We start from the raw sequence: 19,031 nt of genomic DNA on the forward strand, positions 1-19,031 counted from the left end.
TGACATGTCTTCCGATCAGCCCAACTTGCATCAACTGCGCACCGCCTTGCCGGCGTTGCCTTTCGACGACGCAGGACCCGTTTTTAGTGCGCCGTGGGAAGCCCAGGCCTTTGCGATGACAGTGGCCTTGCACAGGCGCGGCATGTTCACTTGGGCCGAATGGGCACAATGTCTGAATCAGGCAATCTGTGACGCGCAGGCCGCTGGCGACCCGGACCGTGGCAACACGTACTACAGTCATTGGCTGACGGCACTGGAGCGCATCAGCACCATCAAGCGACTGGTAACGGACGACATGCTTCGGCAGCGTCGCAATGCGTGGGAAGTCGCTGCACGCCGTACCCCCCACGGGCACCCGATTGCGCTTGAGTGACGACTATCGCACGCCTGTGGGATAGTCTGCTGCGCGCTGGATATCGACCATTTCGGCCAGTCGGGCAGTGCATACTTCCAGCCCGCTGCAGTCGAAGACTTCTCTAGAACCGGTCAGTCAGCTGCTCCGATTTTTGCGAACCGGAGAGCCCATAAGCGGGCGTTGGCGACTTCACCAATCCGGCCAATTTCTGCCGCCCGCCTGCGCGTTGTCATGGTCACTCGAACGGCTGATCCGCTCCGGAACCTGCCGGACGCTCAACTCGCGCATCTCGGCCTCCCCAACGCTCCCATCTATGCCTTTTGCGGTTGCAACTCGCCGCAGCACTGTCATTCGCGAGCCGGTGCATGCGAAGGACGGTGGGCGAGCCGGTCTTCAAGACGTAAAGCGGACGCGGACGATCATAGGTTCCGAAAGTAGTCCTTATGTAAGCCAAGCTTTGCGCCTATGTCGGCCAACTGGGGATGCACGAGATTCCCGAGCTTGTGAGCGAGAAAGTCAGACATAGGAACGTCAACGCCGCGCTGCAGCTGTCGATATAGGACCAATACCCGCCCGTGCCCAAGCGCGGCTATGTCTTCCTCTCTCAGATTCTCTTTGCTGGCACATCTTATGACCCAATTCATTGACTCGCCAATGTTCAGATTGACCGCAACACCGTCCGGAACAGGAAGGATTGCTATCGTGATGCAGGTCGAGTCACCCATTATTCGGCTGAAGCGAGGGTCGTGCATTTTCATTAGGTCGGTCGTTCCGTTAATCTCGGGTATCTCCTCGTCAGGACGATGCCAGAGCCCCTTATACAACTGTGCCGCATATTCTGTGTCGAGGGCTCTTTGACCAAACAGTGAATAGGCAATGCCTATCGCAAGTTTCGCCATGAATCGAACGTCGTAGCTGATGTATAGCGACAGCTGATTTTTCCGCGACCCGCTACTGGTACAGTTACTCACGAAGAACGCGGCCCTCGTGCGATCCAGCTCGTCGGGCTCCTCAAAACCGATTGTTTTCGGGTCCGCTCCAAGCACCGTCGTGCACATTACTTTCTTTACCCGCCTTCCCTCGAACGCGTCTCGAAATGCTCGCCATGGAAGCAGCGGATTCTTCCCAGACCGCTCGCCGAACATGAAATATGCGCGGCTTTCCACGTCCTTGGCAGTGCGGGGATTCCCTCCCGTGTACCAGTAAAGGCGCTCATCGTGCTGCCGCACCCAGTAGACCTGCTCCCCTAGCGGTCCAAGCCATGATTCACATGTCTCGCCGGTCCGCATCTGCGGCGGCGCGAGATCCGACTGCCCCATACATATCAATGGCAAGCCAGCATCGCTTTCAGGGTCGAACGTCGAATATGCTATTTCCCTCAACTTGTTTGAGACGAACCAATTTTTCTCAAACCCGGCGTCTACAAAAAGGCCCAGATTGCTGTTGCATCTCTTGCACACTGACCGAACCTTGAACTGATCCGGTGCGTACGCCCCTCCGAGACACTGCGGTATAACGTGCTCAAGCGTGAATTCCTCTTCCGCTTTTACGTTGCAGCAGTAGATACATCGCTTCATATATATTTTTGGAGAGTACTTCCATATTTTGCTGTCTGAGCTACGGGCAATGTGAAAGGCGCAAGCTTTCCACAGGGCCGGACGTTGCTAGCGTAATGAGCGCTCGAACCCGTCTTGGCTATCTGGATATCGCTCTTAGCATGTCCTCACTATCGTCTGCTTCAGCGCGCGATGCATTCTATCTAGGTACTGGTCGGCAGCACTCAGCCACAAATTTATCGAACTTTGGCGTGTAATGTGCCAAACGGTCGATGAAGTACACGCTGGCGTCGAACAACCGATCTTTGCCGAGCTCGCCCGTCCAGACGAATACAAGAAGCGCTGCGTTCATCGCCGAGACGAAAGCCGCTTTTGTGTCCATCACGCTTACCCACTTGCGAGAAATCTCGGCGGTGGCTTGGAATGCTTTCAGCTTGTCAGGGTCGGACATGCTTTATCGGGGAGAAAAAGGGCGAAGTGCGAATATTGCATAGGCCGCCTCGGTCGCTCTAGTCTTGTGTGGTTTTCGCGTCGTATTTGCAACACTTTGGCGGCTTGTTGTTCGGCGAGTGTGTCAAAGATGTCGACGCACGACCAACGCAGCCACTCGTCGCGGTGCGATACGACCGTCCAAGAGGGCTGTCCAACGCCAGATAGCTGAGTCGAGCGCCATTCTCGGTAATCTCCGCAAAGGCTCAAGAAACGTCGACGGCGATTGCCGGCGAGTGGCCGTTAAAATCGGCGGATTCAACCGGTCGATGCAACGATGCGATTAAATCGCTCAGCTGGCGTATCGAAGTTTAGTGTCTTTCTAGGTCGTTCGTTGAGCCGCCTGGCTACGGCGTCCAGCTTTGTCTGTGAGTAGGCAGATAGATCAGTACCTTTAGGGAAGTATTGCCTCAGAAGCCCATTCGTGTTTTCGTTCGAACCGCGTTGCCAGGGGTGCTGTGGGTCGCAGAAATAGACCTCAATGTCGGTAGCGACAGTAAAGCGGTGGTGGTCGGCCATCTCGGAACCTCTGTCCCACGTCAGCGACTTATATAGTTCCCGAGGTAACTTGCTGGCGTGTCGTATCAGCGCGTCAACCACAGCCTCAGAATCCTTGCTGGCGACCTTGACCAGCATCACAAATCGACTTTGACGTTCGACGAGAGTTGCAATCTGGCTCGTAGCGTTGCCGTACAGCAGGTCACCTTCCCAATGCCCGGGTATTGCGCGATCCTCCGCTGTAGCAGGTCGTTCACTGATCGACACGGCGTCGCGAATGTTCGTGCGGCCTTCAGTTTTCAGTGTGTGGTGACGAGACCGGCGCATCGTTCGAGTGCGTCGCAAGTGCTCAAGCAATTCCTTCTTCAGGGCACCGCGAGCTTGGATATAGAGGCTCCGATAGATTGTCTCGTGCGACACCAGATAATCCTTGTTGACCGCATAAGCATGTCTGAGCCAACCAGCAATCTGCTCAGGGGACCACTGCAGCTTCAGCTTTGCAGCGACAACTCCCGCCAGCGTCTGGTTTTGCACCAATTTGCAAACCTTCGGCCGACGTGCCCGCTCCCAGGCGAGCGCATCCGCCTGGCTCGCTCGATAGCCTCGGCTGCCCCCGTTGCGCTGTAATTCGCGACTTATCGTGGAAGCAGCGCGTCCCAGCCTGGCTGCGATCGACCGAATCGATAATCCGGACACCAGGGAGCGGGAAATCTCCTCGCGCTCAGCGAGCGTCAATACCCGTGCAGCGCGGTGCCTTTGCAGCGGCTGGATGCCGCCGGTCTCCGATAGTATTCCCTGAATCGAAGAATGGCCTCGATCGAACAGTTTGGCAATCTGATGAATCGTATCGCCCTTGCGCCATCGGTCCCACATCAGCGCTTTCTGGGTCTCAGAGTAATAGATTCTCGGTCGCTGCTTCATTTGCAACACCTCCGCTGCTCACGCTGATTCTAGGCGTTGCATCGACCGGTTGAATCCGCCACCGTCTAATGACGCTCAACGTGCCCAGGTTACAACGACGGGATTGGGTCGACTGCTGCCCGACGCGGCCGATCTATGGCCGACGACCGCCGCCGGTCTACGTCGGGCCGGGTCCGGCCAGTTTCCGCCACTGGCGGAAGTCAGAGGACGGCCATTTGAACGGCTAGTTCTGTTCAAAACCTGACAGACGCTCGACCGACGCGTAAGACCGCAGGATCCGACGAAATCAGATCGCAGGTGAGCGGCGCCGCGCCGTCCATCAATTTACACGTCGCCGAACGCAAACAACCGTCCGCACCGGCCCCCCCTTTTTCGTAGCTATTTCGTGTACGAACGCCCCTCTGCGAAACAAGCGGCAGGTTGGCGCTCAGTTGCATTGCACAGTGTTGTTGATCGACTCTTGTTGCTGGCTACTCGGATTGTCATAGCGACACATCTCGATAAGCACTGAACCGTTGTAAAACATGTTGGGATAGATGAGGTCGTTCAGCATAACCCAAACGTTGACTGAGGGACCGTAGGGGTCGCTCTGACAGGTGTGGGTACCGCCGACACCAGAAACACCGGGATCGGGTGAGCAGTTGGCATTGAGGTAGTCGCCGCCTGTGTAGTCGGGCGGCTCGGCCGAATAGGAAGGAGCCTGGCAGGTGCTCGAAGTACCTGAAAGATATGAAGTCGGCCAGGCATCCGCGAGCAGTGACCATCCGGCCGGTAGCGTAACCGAGTAGAGACCCGTTACCGTCGCTGTACCATCCGGGTTGCGCTTGCAGCTGAGGTTAATGTTCGAGAAGCCACCCGGGGATGCGGTACCGGTAGTTATCGCGATAGTGGTTGTGGCATTTGAGGGCGGGTAATTCGAATCGCCGCTGTATTTTGCGGTGACGACGTCCGTCGCCGCGCTCGAGTTTATCGTTGCGCTGCAACTGGCAATTCCTTTCGGGGTTAGGGGTACATTCGAGCATAATGTCATCCCGGTCTGATCCACGAAAGTCACATTTCCGATCGGTGCTGGGCTTCCGTCGGGAACGGCATAGACGGCGGTCAATGAATCCGACGCGCCGGCTTGAACCGTTGCTGGGCTCGCCGCTACCGTCAAGGTGCCGGTGTTGCATCCTGCCTGGCCCGCGAGGGTAGAGCCGGGGTAAATCTCAGCGGCAGAGGTAAACGTAGCGAGGTCGTCTTTCAGAAGGCTAAGCGTCACTTCCCGGATAGATTCTGCCGAAAGATTCCATTTAAAGCAGCCCGTCTTTACGGGTGGCGTCACGCTATACGACAAGGAACCACCAAATCCAAGTTTCCCGTACACCCCGAGTGTCAACAACTTATCGTCGCCGAACGGCCATCGCAGGTTGCCCAAGACGGACGACAGCGGGGTGGGCCACTTTGAGAACACCAACGCGACGCCGGTCTTGCCGCCCTCGAACGCGTCGTCAATCTTGGAGGTGAACCCTAAGCCCGCAAAGTTCCCGGTTACCTCCGCGAGCGGTGTCTGCAGCGCGCCTGCGAATCCAAATGCGCCGTTGGCATACGGAAAGGTCGCCGAGCCAGCAATGCCCAGGTTGTAGAGCGGCAAATCATACGAAAAGTAAAAGGGAACGCTGATACTCAAGAAATCTAATGTTTCTGGAATTGGTAAGCGCGCCTCGTACAGCAAAACGTCATCCTTGGTTTCCGCCGCTTTATTCGAACTTTCCCCGGACAATTGTGCGGCTATCGTGAAAAACGGTGTGAACTCGTATTCGCTGCCCGTTATCGTGCTTCCTGCGGAATTCATGTTGACACCGACGAATTTGATGTCTTTCACTCCGCCCGAATAGGTCACAACGAATCCGTCCGACAGATTCTGGCTGTATGAGCAGGATATGTTGGTCTCACCTCCCAACGCGGGGTCTTTTGTTGTGTATTTGCAGGAAGGCGGGGGCGTCGATGCTGCATGTGCAATCGCAGCATTAGCGGTTCCCGACGTTGTGGAAGTTATGACGTCATTATCGGCGTCCACAACCACCATGCGCGACCCGTTGGCATCGTCCAATGTCAGATTCCCAGTCACTGTCAGTTGTTTGAAGACTTCATCGAACTGGGCATCGCGTGTGTTGACTACGGCCGCGCCATTACTCCTCGGCTGGATCGAGAGCACTACATAAGCTCTATCCATCCAGGTAAAGACGGCATTTACAACTAGGTTCGATGGCGTTGGATTGAAAGAGAACGTCTCCGGGCCCGTGGCGGTAATACCGGCAGTGGTGCCCGGAAAACGAACGACGTTAGGCTGGAACGTCTTTTGTATCGTTGCGCCGCCTTGCGTTGTGGACGTCTCCGTGTCGTTGTTGCTGGGACTACTGTTGTTGCCGCCGCCGCACGCTGCTAGCACAAATACCGCAACCACCGTGACCAATGCAGACGCCCATCTGGTTTTCACGATCGCATCGCTCCACGTCTGCCATCAGTTTTTGGCGTTCCCGGCCTGTGATTCTGCGGTGCGAGGTCAAGGCCCGGTACGCGTTGCGTGCCAGGAAGGGAACGAGCGTCACTTCAAATTGATAGGTCGCTCGCCTTTCAACCTTATTTCCGAACTGTGGCGCATCGCACACTTCTGGAAGAACTAGAAAACGCGGGCCTTACCGTTGTTCTCGGATCTATATCGGATCTTGAGATCTGACAGGATCGGTGAGCGCTTGCGATATCAGATCGGCAAGCAACGGGGCGGCGAAACGGGCGGGGGTCCCTCAATGATGCAAAAGCAATCAACGATGGACTCCTCGCGTGACTTCAAAAGCCTGTCTATGGAAATCGATAGAAACCGTCTGGCTATCTCTCCTTACGTGCGGTTTCGACACCCAATGTCCGAGGTGCCCTGCAAAGCGACGGTGGCAGGCGCCCCAGTGACTGGCCGAAACGGGTCGCAATTTGCCAGTCGTTAGCCGGCACCGCTACGCGTTAGCAGAAGTTCTTGCTGACGGTCGTCAAACCACCAAGCAGATGCGACATATCGACGAGCCGTTGCGCCACCAGATGACGGACTTCCCCTTCGCATTGCCATGTGCCGTACACCGCGAGCAAGGCCGCGCCCAACGCTTCACGGCGTTGCTTCTCGAGCAACGACGGCCATACGATGACGTTGACGTTACCCGTCTCATCCTCGAGCGTCACAAACACGACGCCTTTTGCGGTCCCGGGTCGCTGCCGCACGGTCACCAGCCCACAGCCTCGGGCGAGACGCCCGCTGCGATACGTGCGCAACGTCGAAGCGGGCATCAACCGTTGTTCAAGCAACGCCGGCCGCAAGAGCGAGAGCGGATGGCGTCCGAGCGTCAGTCCCGCGGTGTTGTAGTCGCTCACGATCTCCTGCGCTTCCGACGGCGAACCGAGCGTCGGCGTCTCATCGTCGATTCGAGTATCGACCATGATGTCGCGGTCGGGCACTGCGGCCGCAGACTGCCACAACGCTTCACGACGGTTTCCTGCCAGAGACCGGAGCGCGTTCGCTGCCGCGAGCACCTGCAGGTCGCGGCGATCGAGCTGCGCGCGGCGCGCCAAGTCGCTCACGCTTGCGAACGGCTTCACGGCACGTGCCGTTTCGATCCGCTCGGCGGCGCCCTCGCGCATGCCCTTAAGCAACGACAGCCCAAGCCGCACGACAGGCTTCTGCCGACCGGAGCGATTTTCGAGCACCGAATGCCAGCCGCTGATGGTGACGTCAATCGGGGCCATCTCGACTCCGTGACGCCGCGCGTCTTGCACCAGCTGAGAAGGCGAGTAGAAGCCCATCGGCTGAGAGTTGAGCATGGCGGCCAGAAACGCGGCGGGCTCATGGCATTTGAGCCAGCTGCTCGCATAGACGAGCAGCGCGAAGCTCGCCGCATGACTCTCCGGGAAGCCATACTCGCCGAATCCCTTGATCTGCTCGAAGATGGCTTCCGCGAAAGCCTTGTCGTAACCACGCGTCTGCATACCACCGACGATGCGATCGTAGTACTGTTGCAAGCCGCCCTTGCGCTTCCATGCCGCCATCGCGCGCCGTAGCTGATCGGCTTCACCCGGCGTGAAGCCTGCGGCGAGGATCGCCACCTGCATGACCTGCTCCTGGAAGATCGGCACGCCGAGCGTACGGCCCAGCGCGATTTCCAATTCCTTGCTGGGATAGGTGACCGGTTCCAGCTTCTGGCGCCGCCGCAAGTAGGGATGGACGGCACCACCCTGAATCGGCCCCGGCCGCACGATTGCCACTTCGATCACGAGATCGTAGAACGCTCTGGGCTGCATACGCGGAAGCATGCTCATCTGTGCGCGCGACTCGATCTGGAAGACACCGACCGTGTCCGCGCGGGAGATCATCTCGTAGGTGGCCGCATCTTCCGCCGGAATGTCCTGCATTTCGAAGCGCTCGCCACGTTGCTCCGAGACGATATCGAGCGTGCGTCGAATCGCGGACAACATCCCGAGCGCGAGCACGTCGATTTTCAGCAAGCCGAGCGCTTCGAGGTCGTCCTTATCCCACTGGATCGTGCTGCGGTCCGGCATCGCCGCATTCTCGACCGGCACCAGCCGCGTGAGCTTGCCGCGACTGATCACAAAGCCGCCCGAGTGCTGCGACAGGTGCCGAGGGAAGTTAAGGATCTGCGCCGCCAGATTCGCCCACATCGCGATCAGCGGATTGGCAGGATCGAGGCCCGACTCCTCGAAGCGACGCAGCAGGTCCTGCGAGTGATCGAACCACTGATGGCTCTTCGCGACCTTGTCAACGATCTGCGGATCGATGCCGAGCGCCTTGCCGGTTTCCCGAAGGGCGTTACGCGGTCGATAGGTCGATACCGCGGCGGCGATTGCCGCTCGGTCCCGTCCATACTTCCGGTAGATGTACTGGATGACCTCTTCGCGCCGTTGGTGTTCGAAGTCGACGTCGATGTCGGGCGGCTCCCCGCGCTCCTTGCTGATGAAGCGCTCGAACAGCATGTTGCCGCGCGACGGATCGACTTCGGTGACGCCCAGGCAATAGCACACCGCGCTGTTCGCAGCCGACCCCCGGCCCTGACAGAGGATGTGCTGACTGCGTGCGAAGCGCACGATGTCATAGACGGTGAGGAAGTACGCTTCATAACGCAGCTCGCGAATAAGCTGCAGTTCATGCTCGATTTGTTGCTGCACGTGGTGCGGAACGCCGCCAGGGAAGCGCCGGTGCGCGCCGATATAGGTCTCTTGCCGGAGATAGGCTTCGTGCGTGTAGCCTTCGGGGACCAGTTCGTCGGGATACTCGTAGCGCAGTTCATCGAGCGAGAAGCTGCAGCGCGCGAGAATCCTCAACGTTTCGGCAATCGCATGCGGAGGATATAGGTTCGCGAGCCGTAAGCGAGAACGCAAATGCTGCTCGGCATTGGGCGCCAGCTCATATCCGCATTCGGCCACGGGTTTGCCGACGCGAATCGCGGTCATGGTGTCCTGTAGGGGCTTGCGCGAGCGTACATGCATTACGACGTTGCCGGTGGCGACGACCGGTATCCCGGCTCGCAACGCCACCTGTTCAACGATGCCCCGATGGATGTCGTCCATCGCCCGCTGATGCAGCGTGAGCCCAATCCACGCACGCGCCGGGAAGATGTGGCGCAACCAGTCGACTTGCGCCGTCAGCGTCTCTTCCTTCGCCGGACAATCCGGCACCAGGATCGCAAGGCACTCTGGAACGCCCTTCAAGTGCGCGTACTTCGGTTCCGGCCGTGCAAGATCGTCGGGTGTCAGCACGTAGCTGCCCTTGGCCGCCCGCATGCGCGCAAGCGAGATGAGTTCGCACAGGTTGCCGTAACCTTCGCGGTTCTGCGCGAGCAAGATGAGGCCAAAAGCGGGGCGGTTCTTGGGACCGCTATCAGCACCGTGACTCGCCTGGACCAGACGAAAGTACGAGCCAATGACGAGCGGCAGCTTTTCTTCCTTCGCCTGAACATGCGCGCGCACGACGCCCGCGACCGAGCACTCGTCGGTGATAGCTAATCCCGCGTAGCCGAGTTGTGCCGCGCGCAGCACCAGCTCTTCACCGTGCGACGCACCGTGCAGGAACGAAAAGTTACTGAACGCGAAAAGCTCCGCGTAGTCGGGCAGGGCCGATGAGGGAAACTCCACAATGCCACCTGCTTATCCGCTTAGCCAAACAGGCCGTGCAGGAACCAGCGCGTTTCCTCGGTCTTGACACTCGGCCGCTCGCGGTAGATCCAGTAGCAGCTCTTGTCGTCGGCTTCCGCGACGAAATAATCGCGCGTCACCAGCGCGCCGTCATGCCATCCGGCCTCGATCCGTTCGCCGGTCGATACCAGCTTGAGCGGCGAACCATAGAACGGACGATGGTTCTTGACCATCAAGCGCAACGGCACATGCAGCAGCCAGGTCGGTCGTGGTAGATCATCAGGCGCGGGGAGGGCGGAGGGCGCGAGGGTCGCGGCGTGCGTCCTTGGGCTGCCTTGCACCGGCACCCACTGATTGGCGTGCTCCGGGCGATGATCCGGTGCGGGCGCGGGCCGCAGCACATTTTCGGGGCCGAGGCGCGCAGCCAGTAACTCCAGCAGCCGGTTATGGTCTTGCGCGGATCCTCCGGGCGCGGGGAACAGCGAATCGCTGGGCGGTTCAGCCGCGCGCACGTCCGAGGCCGTCAGCCGCACGGCGATCACCGCAGCTTCGAGCTCGGTGCGCCCCAGTCGCTCCTTCAGGAGACGAACCAAGTGCTCTTCATGCCAGGTTGGCTCGGCAAGCGCAATCTCAATGAGCGTCGGCTTGATAGCCTGCCGTCCGCGTTCATGCTCGAGGGTGATCGTGGCATGCGTGAGCGCCAGTTGCTGGGCGGTGAGCCATCCGCACAGTTGCACGACGAGTCGCCGCGCGGAAAAGAGGATGGCTTCCGCATGCTCAACGCGATCAGGCAGCTCGACGCGAGCGCTGAAGGTCGGCGGCAGTTCGAGCCATTCGTGCAGTTCAGGCGCCAGGCCATAGGCCTGGTCCAGGGAATCGAGTAGGTCCACGCCACACCTTTTCTTCAAGCCTGCACGAGGCAGGCGTTGGATATCGCCCAGGACGCGGCAGCCCAGTCCACTGAACCAGTCGGCGAACGGCCGCATCTCCGGCACCACCATGAACGGCAACGCGCCCAAGTGACGTTCAAGCGAACGCATCTTGAGCACCCGCCGGCGGCCGGCCTTGCCGAGCAGCCACGCGCCGCGGCCGGTGGGCGCGACGCTCATGCGCGCGGTGACGCCGATGGTCTTGACGACGTCCTTGATTTCGCCGCACACGCGCAGGATGCCGCCGAAGAGTCGCAAGCTCGCCGTGACGTCGACGACAATGGTTTCTTCTTCACATACCGCTACCTGCGGCGAGAAACGCAGCAGCGCGATGGCCACCTCGCGCTGCATCTCTTGTTCGCGCTGCGTGCTGCGATCGCACATCAGCGCGTCCGGCGCGAGCGTCGTGACCCCACCACGTTTCATCCCCACTCGCACGCCCGCGTCCCTTGCCACCGCATCGAGCACGATGACCTTGTCACGCTCAAGCACCACGCACCCGTGCTCAGACGGAGGCGACCACCTCGGTCTGAACACCTCCAGCGACAGCCGGGGCAAGTGAATGGCGACGAATACGGCCATAGGGACTCAGCAAAATCGGCGACGGTTGTAAGGTGACGGTCAAGGGCTCGGTTCGGTTGGGCCCGCGTCGTTTAATGAAGTCGACTGCAATCCCGCCCTCTGCCGGTCGCACGCCAAGCCGTAAGGTCGCCGGCGACGCATCCTGGGCGCTGGCAAGCGGCCGCACCAGAATCAGCAACGTCTCGGTCGCCTGAGCGGCCAGATGCAAACGTCGCAACGCCTCGGAGCGGATGTGCTGTTGCCAGAAGAGCAGCGCACCGCAACTTCCGGCCTGCAGCACGCGCTCGGCGCACCACAAGGCGTCCGCAGTTTTCGATGCCCGCAACCACATCAGTTTCTCCACCGGCAGGCCGAGGTACGAGAACGCCAGCGCATTCGGCACGTGCGGCGCTTGCAGCAGCACAACCGACCGCTGAGCGTGCCGACCCTGATGAGCCACGCGTGCGAGCGCCGGACGCAGCAGACGCATTTCACCGACGCCAGGCTGCTGAACCAGCAATTCCACCAGCGCACCCAGCGGCCAGCCGCCGCCGGGCAGTTCCGCCGACAACGCCGCGTAGCCGGTGTCGACGGTCTTGCCGTAGGCACGCGCCAACTGCGATCCGAGCCACAGGTTCGGGTGGATGGACTCGACATGTTTGAGCAGGGCCGCCATTGTGCATAAGTACTGTATATATGTACAGTACTTTACCTCGAAATCCGCAACGCGGTATTGCGCCCTTTTTTGTCGCTGCTGCTGGACAGCGCGACTATCCTGATTCGTTACTGCGTCGAGAAGGCGAGACGGCGCTGGCAGGGCCAATCGGTAACCAAATCCATGGCGGTGCCTCTGGCCGCGTGGGGGAAGGCAGAGTGATGTTGATTCCGGCCCCTGCGCCCGCAATTGCCATGGAGCATTGCAATCGAAGCGAGCAACGCCATCAGGAAACGAAGCAAAGGAAACGAAACGACGTATGGCTGGATCGGATATCAACGAAGTGACGGATGGGTCGGACGCGCGCGCCGAGTTGCTGTGCTTCCTGGTCGCGACCGTGGCGGCCTCCCATTCGCTCACGTATGAGTGGCGAGTCGATCATCTCGTGGAAAGCTGCCGCCTCTGGCTTCGACGCAACCACCTCTGGATGGATTGGCTCGAGCGCGTGCGCCTCGGCCAACTGGCGCTCAAGATCGCGAAACGCGACTTGAAAGGCGCCGGCATCGCGGTGCGCCAGTCGAACGTCCAGGCGCTCTTCACGGGTGACATGCAACTCAACTATTCGTGCACCGTCATCAAGAAGATGCTGGCGCTGTGCAAAGAGGCGCTCTGACGTCCGGCGCCTTGGCGTTCGTCATCACACCAATGGGGAATCTGACGCATGTGTTACTCAGCGCAAATCCAGGCCGACTATCGCCGCTACGTGAAGATGTTCGGCGCACAGATGGACATCCGCGAGTTCGCGCGACTGTTCTGGGAGCGTGCCGAGGGCAGCAAGGCAAAAGTCCCGAAGGCGATGGAAGACGCCTTCCGTGAGCCTCAGACCGATGACGAGCGCCATATCAAGACGTTCATTGACCGCTACAACGCGGAACAGGCGACCAAGGTCGAGCAAGAACTTTTTAAGCAGCGAACGCGGCTGGCCGATGCTGAGCGCACGCTGCAGACGAAGACGACCAAAGCAGCGACCGCAAGCAAGCGCATCGCGACGGACAAGATCGATGCGGCGTTACGGCGACTGGCCGACTTCGGACGAACCGGGCAGGAGCCGCGGGACTCGCGCATCTTTCCCGGCTACTACGCGCCGGTCCTCGTGGTCGAAGACGGGCAGTATGTGGTCAAGCCGATGCGTTATCAATGCCGCATCGCGGGCAAGCCTGCGAACTACGACTTCAAATACCCCGGGACGTACAACGCGCGACGCGACAGCCTGGATAAGTTCTGGAAGCCATGTTTTGGCTACACGCACGGCCTGTTGCTCGTCGACGTCTTCTACGAGAACGTCACGCGCGCGAAGTGCGAGAACACCTTGTTCGAAACGCATGACGGACCCCAGGCGCAGGGCGAAAACGTCGTCCTGGAGTTTCGTCCCAACAACGGCCAGCTGCTGATGGTCGCGTGCCTGTGGTCCAAGTGGACGGCACCCGGTCAGCCGGATCTGTTGTCGTTCGCGGCCATCACCGACGAGCCGCCGGCCGAGGTCGAAGCCGCAGGCCACGATCGCTGCATCGTGCCGATCAAGCGAGAGCACGTCGACGCCTGGTTGAATCCGCAGGCGTCCGGCCTCGCCGCGCTCGATGCCATTTTGGAAGATCGCGACCGGCCGTACTACGAGCATCGGCTCGCGGCGTAATGGTGGCGTTGGTGGCGTAGTGGCGAGCAGCGGTGATGCTTGGCCGGCGATACTTGGCTGGAAACCTCGGAACGCTCCTTGCTCGTCTGTCGTTGTTCTTTTCTCAGGAGAGGCGACGATGGCAGGTGACAACTCGTATAAGCCCGGCGAAATCGTCAAGGTGTCGGGTATCTATTCCGTGGTTCACGACGATGGCAAAGACACCTTCGAAGTGACGTGTGTTGAGGGTGAGCACTTCCCGCCCACGCGCAGTGGCAAGGGCGCGCACTATGAACTCAAATATGGCGCGACGCACTCGCATAAGCATGGCGAGCTCAAGGGCACCGAAGCGCGTGGCTAGGGTTCGGGCGCCGGCGCTAGATTGTGACTTCTTTAGCGCTTCATGCCGACCGCCCGGCGCATCGCGGCCGTAATCCCTTGCCGCGTGCGCCAGTAGCCTTCCCACGGATCAGTGGTGAGCGTCCGTTGTCGGTGAACGGCTTGCGCCATCGTCCATTGGTCGCCGCTCCTCACGTCATTCAACTCATCCCACGAGACCGGCATCGACACCGCCATGCCGGGGCGCGCGCGCACGGAAAACGCGGCCACCGTGCTGGCGCTTCGACCGTTGCGCAGGTAGTCGATGAAAATTTTGCCCACGCGGTTCTTCGGACCGAGGACTGCTGAAAAGCGCTGCGGCACCACGCGCGTCATGTGCTGGGCGACGGCCTGCGAGAACAACTTGACCTCATCCCATCCCTGTCGGCGCGTGAGCGGCACGACAATATGAAAGCCCTTGCCGCCGCTGGTCTTCGCGAACGAGCGCAATCCCAGCTCATCCAGCACCACCTTCACGAGCGATGCCGCTTCCAGCATGGCCGACCACGGCAAGGCTGGGTCAGGATCCAGATCGAAGATGACCCGATCCGGATGCTCCAGATCAGGCGCCGCGCCATTCCATGAGTGAATCTCGACGACGCTCATCTGAGCGAGTCCGACCAGCGCGTCCGCGGTGTTGGCGACCAGCAGCGGCTTATGTCCCGGGTATAGACTGACGGGCAACTCTTCAATGCCGGGGATGCGGGCGCGCTCGGAGTGCTTCTGAAAGAACAGCTCGCCGGCGATGCCGTCGGGCGCGCGTACGAGCGCGAGCGGCCGGGCATGCAGATAGGGCAGCGCCCACTCGGCGATCGCGTCGTAGTAACGCACGATGTCGAGCTTGGTGTGGCCTAATGCTTGATCCATCACGCGCTGCGGATTGCTGATCTTGATGTCGCCCACGATGACCGTCCCGCGCGGACCGGGCCGCTCGCGCGTCGAGCCGATCTGCCCGGGGCCATCGACCCGCGGTTCGGCGACGACCTTCTCTTCCGTCACCGCGCGTGCCGGCTTGTCTTCGCGCAGCGCATGAAAGACTGGGTGGCGGACTTCGCCGTTGGATGTCCATTCGAGGAAAGCGACTTCCGCCACGATGTCAGGCTTGAGCCAGTAAAACTCACGATCGCGCTCGGGTTCCGGCGCGTTATAGAAGGCGGGTTGAGCCTGCTGCAAAGCCTGCGCGCGCTTGCTAAAGGCAGCACTTCGCGCGGGCGTGAGATGAGGCGCCACATGGCCGGCATACCGGAGGGTGCCATCTGGCTCGTAGACGCCCAGCAACAAGGAGCGCACGCCTGATTTCGCGCCCTTGACACGCGAAAACCCGCCGATCACGAACTCTTGTCTCAGATTGCACTTGAGCTTGATCCAGTCGTTCGAGCGTCCGGACCGGTAGGGCGCATCGGCCCGCTTGCCGATAATGCCTTCGAGCTGCATCTTGCAGGCGGACGCCACGAGCGAGGCCGGATCCTCGGCGAAATCGTCGGAGTAACGCAGGAGCGGGCTATCGACGCTTTGCATCAACTCGTGGAGCAGCGCCCGACGCGCACGCAGCGGCTGTTCGCGGATGTCGCTGCCGTTGAGCCACAACAGATCGAAGACGAATAGGACGATATCGGCCGTACTGCGCCGATCGAATGCGTTCTGCAGCGCATTGAAGTCGGGCTTGCCTGTCGCATCGAGGACAACCGCCTCGCCGTCGATCCATGCGGTATCGACCTGTAGGTCTTCAAGTGCGGCGCGCAGCCGCGGCATGCGCTCCGTCCAGTCGTGCCCATTGCGGGTGACGAGCTTGACGTCACCCCGTTCGATGCGCGCGAGCATGCGATAGCCGTCGAACTTGATCTCGTAGGACCAGTCGCCCTCTGCAGGATGACGTTCAACCAACGTCGCTAGCTGCGGCTCGATCAGCAAACGCATCTCGCCTGGCAGCGCGTCAGGTGCGCGCACGCGTATCGCGCGTGGTCCGCTCCAGCGCCCCATGTTAGTCGTCCGCGCGCGGCGGCAAGCCACCGCGGTCATCGGCGTCATCGTCCTTCCAATAAAGATTCGGCGGATGAAGCGCCTGCGTCGTGTCAATCCCGGCCATCTGAAGGGCTGCATCGATGCACTCGAGTTCGCGATCGAAGCGCATCGGCCAGCGCGGCGGCGGTTCATCGTCGCCTAATAGCGTCATGCCGTCATGGATGACGAGGGCGTATCGGGCAACGAGCAGCGCATCCACGAGCTGGGCTTCCTGTTTGGCTTGTTCCAAGAATGTAGTCGCTTTCATGGCCGCGCCTCCGGACCTCGGTTACGCAAGCGTCGCGCCCGGGGAATGAACCGGTGAACGGCGAGCCGTTGCCTATCGGAGACAGGTCGACGCGGGACTTGCAGCTGAGCGCTGCGGGTTTATGCTTAGCTTGTCTCCTCCATGTCCATCGATACGGATTGAGCCCGCTTGACTAAGCGGGCTTTTTTTCACGGGAAACCAGCCGACAAGCGGACATCACATGGTCGCTTGTGAAAGCTCTGCGCTTTGTACAAGGACATGGTGCTCGTCAAGACTGTTCTGGACGTAGCGCCGCGCTTTTGAGTGCGTCAAGAAGCCTGGCTGGGGCTCGGTACGAGGACTGAGCCGACGACTCGCCGCATAGGAGTCGTGTATCCACGCAGCAAATGGCTATCACGCATCTTGCTGATGAAACATCGAATAAATTGTGTTGCGCAACCACGCCACGCCCGGATCGCTCGTGAATTGCGAATGCGAGTGCACCTGAATCTCGATGGGCGGCAGGGCGAACGGCAAGGGCAGAATGCGAAAGGCTTTACCGCGATTCAGGCGCTGCGCAATGCTTTTAGGGAAGATGACGGCTAGGTCCGTGTTCGTTACGATCTCTGGCGCCACAACAAAATGCGGCAGTTGGACCACGACATCGCGCTTGAGATTGAGCTCGTCGAGCCATTGTTCGACCATTCGATGGCCCGTCGCGTTGGTGCTCGCGTTGACGTAGCGCAAGGCGGCCAAATCTTCGCGTGTCGGCCGTGACTTGCCTAACGGATGGTTTGCGCGCACCACGCAGACATGGTGGTCGACGAATAGTGTCTGGCTCACGCAACCCGCATCGAGACCCGGCACGTAGCCCAAAGCCAAATCCACTTCGCCAGAGCGCATGGCCGCACTGACGGATTCCACCGGCAGATTGACCGCTTCGATTCGTATGCCGCACGCCTCGCGGTCGAGTAGCGCTACTAGCGGCGGCAGAAAAAAGAATTCCGACATGTCCGACATCGAAATTCGAAACACGCGCCGGGCGGTAGCGGGATCGAATTTGGCGAGTTGCTGGACAGCGTCATTGATGATCGACAACGCCTGCGCGAGCGGCGGATATAGGCGATGCGCGGCATCGGTAGGCACCATGCCGGTGGGGGTGCGCACAAAGAGTGGATCATCAAAGATCGTGCGCAAGCGCCTTAGTGCATGACTGACCGCCGGCTGTGTCAGTTCCAGACGGTCGCCTGCCGCGGTCGTGCTGCGCAGATCCCAGATGGCGAGGAACACGCGCAGCAGATTCAGATCGGCGATACCGGAGTTGAGCTTCGTCATACACGGTTGACTCACGAACAAGCGCTGGTCGCGCCATGCGGCCATCAATGTTTGGCGAGATTACCGTATGTGCTGCGCATTGCAAAATGGGGGGTAGCTCCCTGATAGGGCGGCAAGGTATAGAAATCGCGCCGCATCGATTCGCGCACCGGTGAGGCGAGTGCGGCGGCGAGCGCGGACGCATCGTCGAAGACGACCTTGTTACGCTGCATCGCATCGGCGCGCGGACATGACAGGCCGCTCGTGCAATCGATGCGTGTGTAAATCTCCAACTCGCGCAATGCCGGCAAGGTGGACATCAGCGGCGCGTGATGCTGTAGGTAATGCGCGAGCCATGTGTTGAAGTCCTCCGCCGGCCCTTCGTACGCGACGAGGTAGGTGCAACGCTGAAAGCACGCTTGGGTAGCTGGCTCGTGGGTGACGAGAGCGCGCACGGCCATGACTTGCTGCGTGAAGCGCCCGGCGATCAAAGGTTCTCGAAGCGCGCGATGGATCGGACCATCAAGCCTGGTCGCAGCCTCGAGCGCGGCCAGTTCATCGAAATACAGCTGAAGCACACACGATGGCGCATCGGCTGCCAGCGCAATGCGCGGATCGACGCGTTCTGCTAACGGCTCATGCAGCAGTAGGCTGCGCAGGCCGTCGATGCCCTGCAACGGCGCAATATCGGGCAGCGATGGCTGCCCGCTCGCACCGATCAAAAACAGGCAGACTTGCATGGTCACGCGGCCTCGCAGGAAGCGGCCGCGCGCGCGAGCCGATGGAACTGCCGGCCGAAGTACACAAGACCATCGCCGTCTTCTCGCGAGCCGATGTGCTCGACTTGTACGAACAGCACCGAATGCGAACCGACCTGCTTGCTGTCGACGATACGGCCTTCGAGACTCGCGATGGCATCGTCGAGCACGGGAAGATGCAGTGCGCCCGTCCGCGAGCCGCAGCGCGAGAAGCGTTCTTCCATCGAGCTTCCATCCATGCCCGCAAACATCCGCGCCAGTTCCTGCGCGTGCGCGCCGAGCACGTTGATGCACGCGCTGCCGTTACCGAGCAGCACGTCGTGAACATAGCTCGACTGATTGATGCAGACGAGCATCGTTGGTGGCGTATCCGTCACGGAGCAAACGGCGCTTGCCGTGATACCGCAACGTCCGTGCGGGCCGTCCGTGGTAATGACGTTGACGGCCGCGCCGAGCGAGGCCATTGCGTTGCGAAACTGCGCGCGCGATTGATCGTGGGTCATGGCTCATGTCCTCTCAGGGTTCG

At 60.3% G+C, this 19,031-nt stretch carries 16 protein-coding genes; 4 read left to right on the forward strand and 12 right to left on the reverse strand.

Translation table 11 applies throughout. The annotated features are described in order from the left end of the window. Positions 1-4 precede the first annotated feature (4 nt). On the forward strand, positions 5-373 hold the full coding sequence (locus AWB72_RS25495) for a nitrile hydratase accessory protein (protein ID WP_087128851.1): 369 nt from the start codon (positions 5-7) through the stop codon (positions 371-373). Positions 374-774: 401 nt separating this feature from the next. Here AWB72_RS25495 and AWB72_RS25500 read toward each other — a convergent pair whose 3' ends face one another. The 7 genes from AWB72_RS25500 to imuA all read right to left on the reverse strand — a co-directional run bounded on the left by AWB72_RS25500 (position 775) and on the right by imuA (position 12,156). Further along, positions 775-1,932, reverse strand: a complete 1,158-nt coding sequence (locus tag AWB72_RS25500; RefSeq protein ID WP_087128853.1) for an HNH endonuclease — start codon at positions 1,930-1,932, stop codon at positions 775-777. A gap of 178 nt (positions 1,933-2,110) precedes the next feature. Next, entirely contained in the window at positions 2,111-2,362 is a 252-nt protein-coding gene (locus tag AWB72_RS25505; RefSeq protein ID WP_087128854.1) for a hypothetical protein, read from the reverse strand. A gap of 296 nt (positions 2,363-2,658) precedes the next feature. Next, positions 2,659-3,819 (reverse strand): IS30 family transposase, encoded by a 1,161-nt coding sequence (locus AWB72_RS25510; protein ID WP_087128856.1) that lies wholly within the window; start codon positions 3,817-3,819, stop codon positions 2,659-2,661. A gap of 427 nt (positions 3,820-4,246) precedes the next feature. Beyond that, entirely contained in the window at positions 4,247-6,298 is a 2,052-nt protein-coding gene (locus tag AWB72_RS25515) for an Ig-like domain-containing protein (protein ID WP_143754683.1), read from the reverse strand. A 518-nt stretch (positions 6,299-6,816) separates the two neighbouring features. Next, entirely contained in the window at positions 6,817-9,990 is a 3,174-nt protein-coding gene (locus AWB72_RS25520) for an error-prone DNA polymerase (protein WP_087128859.1), read from the reverse strand. Positions 9,991-10,010: 20 nt separating this feature from the next. Then, positions 10,011-11,501: a Y-family DNA polymerase gene (locus tag AWB72_RS25525; protein WP_087128861.1), complete on the reverse strand. Its 1,491-nt coding sequence runs from the start codon at positions 11,499-11,501 to the stop codon at positions 10,011-10,013. Continuing rightward, positions 11,425-12,156: a translesion DNA synthesis-associated protein ImuA gene (gene imuA / locus AWB72_RS25530; RefSeq protein ID WP_087128930.1), complete on the reverse strand. Its 732-nt coding sequence runs from the start codon at positions 12,154-12,156 to the stop codon at positions 11,425-11,427. The genes AWB72_RS25525 and imuA overlap by 77 nt, the downstream gene beginning before the upstream one ends. A 298-nt stretch (positions 12,157-12,454) precedes the next feature. Here imuA and AWB72_RS25535 point away from each other — a divergent pair, with 298 nt between their 5' ends. The 3 genes from AWB72_RS25535 (at position 12,455) to AWB72_RS25545 (ending at position 14,168) form a co-directional block, all read left to right on the forward strand. After that, complete coding sequence (locus AWB72_RS25535) at positions 12,455-12,808, forward strand: hypothetical protein (protein WP_087128863.1); 354 nt, start codon at positions 12,455-12,457, stop codon at positions 12,806-12,808. Positions 12,809-12,856: 48 nt separating this feature from the next. Beyond that, positions 12,857-13,828, forward strand: coding sequence for an SOS response-associated peptidase family protein (locus AWB72_RS25540; RefSeq protein WP_087128864.1), 972 nt, complete (start codon positions 12,857-12,859; stop codon positions 13,826-13,828). Between the two features lie 118 nt (positions 13,829-13,946). Beyond that, a complete protein-coding gene (locus AWB72_RS25545) occupies positions 13,947-14,168 on the forward strand; it encodes a hypothetical protein (RefSeq protein WP_087128866.1) in 222 nt (73 codons plus the stop codon). A gap of 32 nt (positions 14,169-14,200) precedes the next feature. Here the strand turns inward: AWB72_RS25545 and ligD are convergent, their stop codons facing one another. The 5 genes from ligD to AWB72_RS25570 all read right to left on the reverse strand — a co-directional run bounded on the left by ligD (position 14,201) and on the right by AWB72_RS25570 (position 19,008). Next, positions 14,201-16,165: a DNA ligase D gene (gene ligD / locus AWB72_RS25550; protein WP_087128931.1), complete on the reverse strand. Its 1,965-nt coding sequence runs from the start codon at positions 16,163-16,165 to the stop codon at positions 14,201-14,203. 1 nt (position 16,166) lies between these two features. Then, a complete protein-coding gene (locus AWB72_RS25555; protein WP_087128867.1) occupies positions 16,167-16,454 on the reverse strand; it encodes a hypothetical protein in 288 nt (95 codons plus the stop codon). Positions 16,455-16,847: 393 nt separating this feature from the next. Continuing rightward, positions 16,848-17,768: a LysR family transcriptional regulator gene (locus AWB72_RS25560; protein ID WP_087128933.1), complete on the reverse strand. Its 921-nt coding sequence runs from the start codon at positions 17,766-17,768 to the stop codon at positions 16,848-16,850. A 44-nt stretch (positions 17,769-17,812) separates the two neighbouring features. Further along, positions 17,813-18,487, reverse strand: a complete 675-nt coding sequence (locus AWB72_RS25565) for an EthD family reductase (protein WP_143754686.1) — start codon at positions 18,485-18,487, stop codon at positions 17,813-17,815. Positions 18,488-18,489: 2 nt separating this feature from the next. Further along, positions 18,490-19,008: a flavin reductase gene (locus AWB72_RS25570; protein ID WP_087128869.1), complete on the reverse strand. Its 519-nt coding sequence runs from the start codon at positions 19,006-19,008 to the stop codon at positions 18,490-18,492. Between the last annotated feature and the right edge of the window lie 23 nt (positions 19,009-19,031).

The sequence above is a fragment of the Caballeronia concitans genome (assembly GCF_001544615.1).
Classification (GTDB): domain Bacteria; phylum Pseudomonadota; class Gammaproteobacteria; order Burkholderiales; family Burkholderiaceae; genus Caballeronia; species Caballeronia concitans.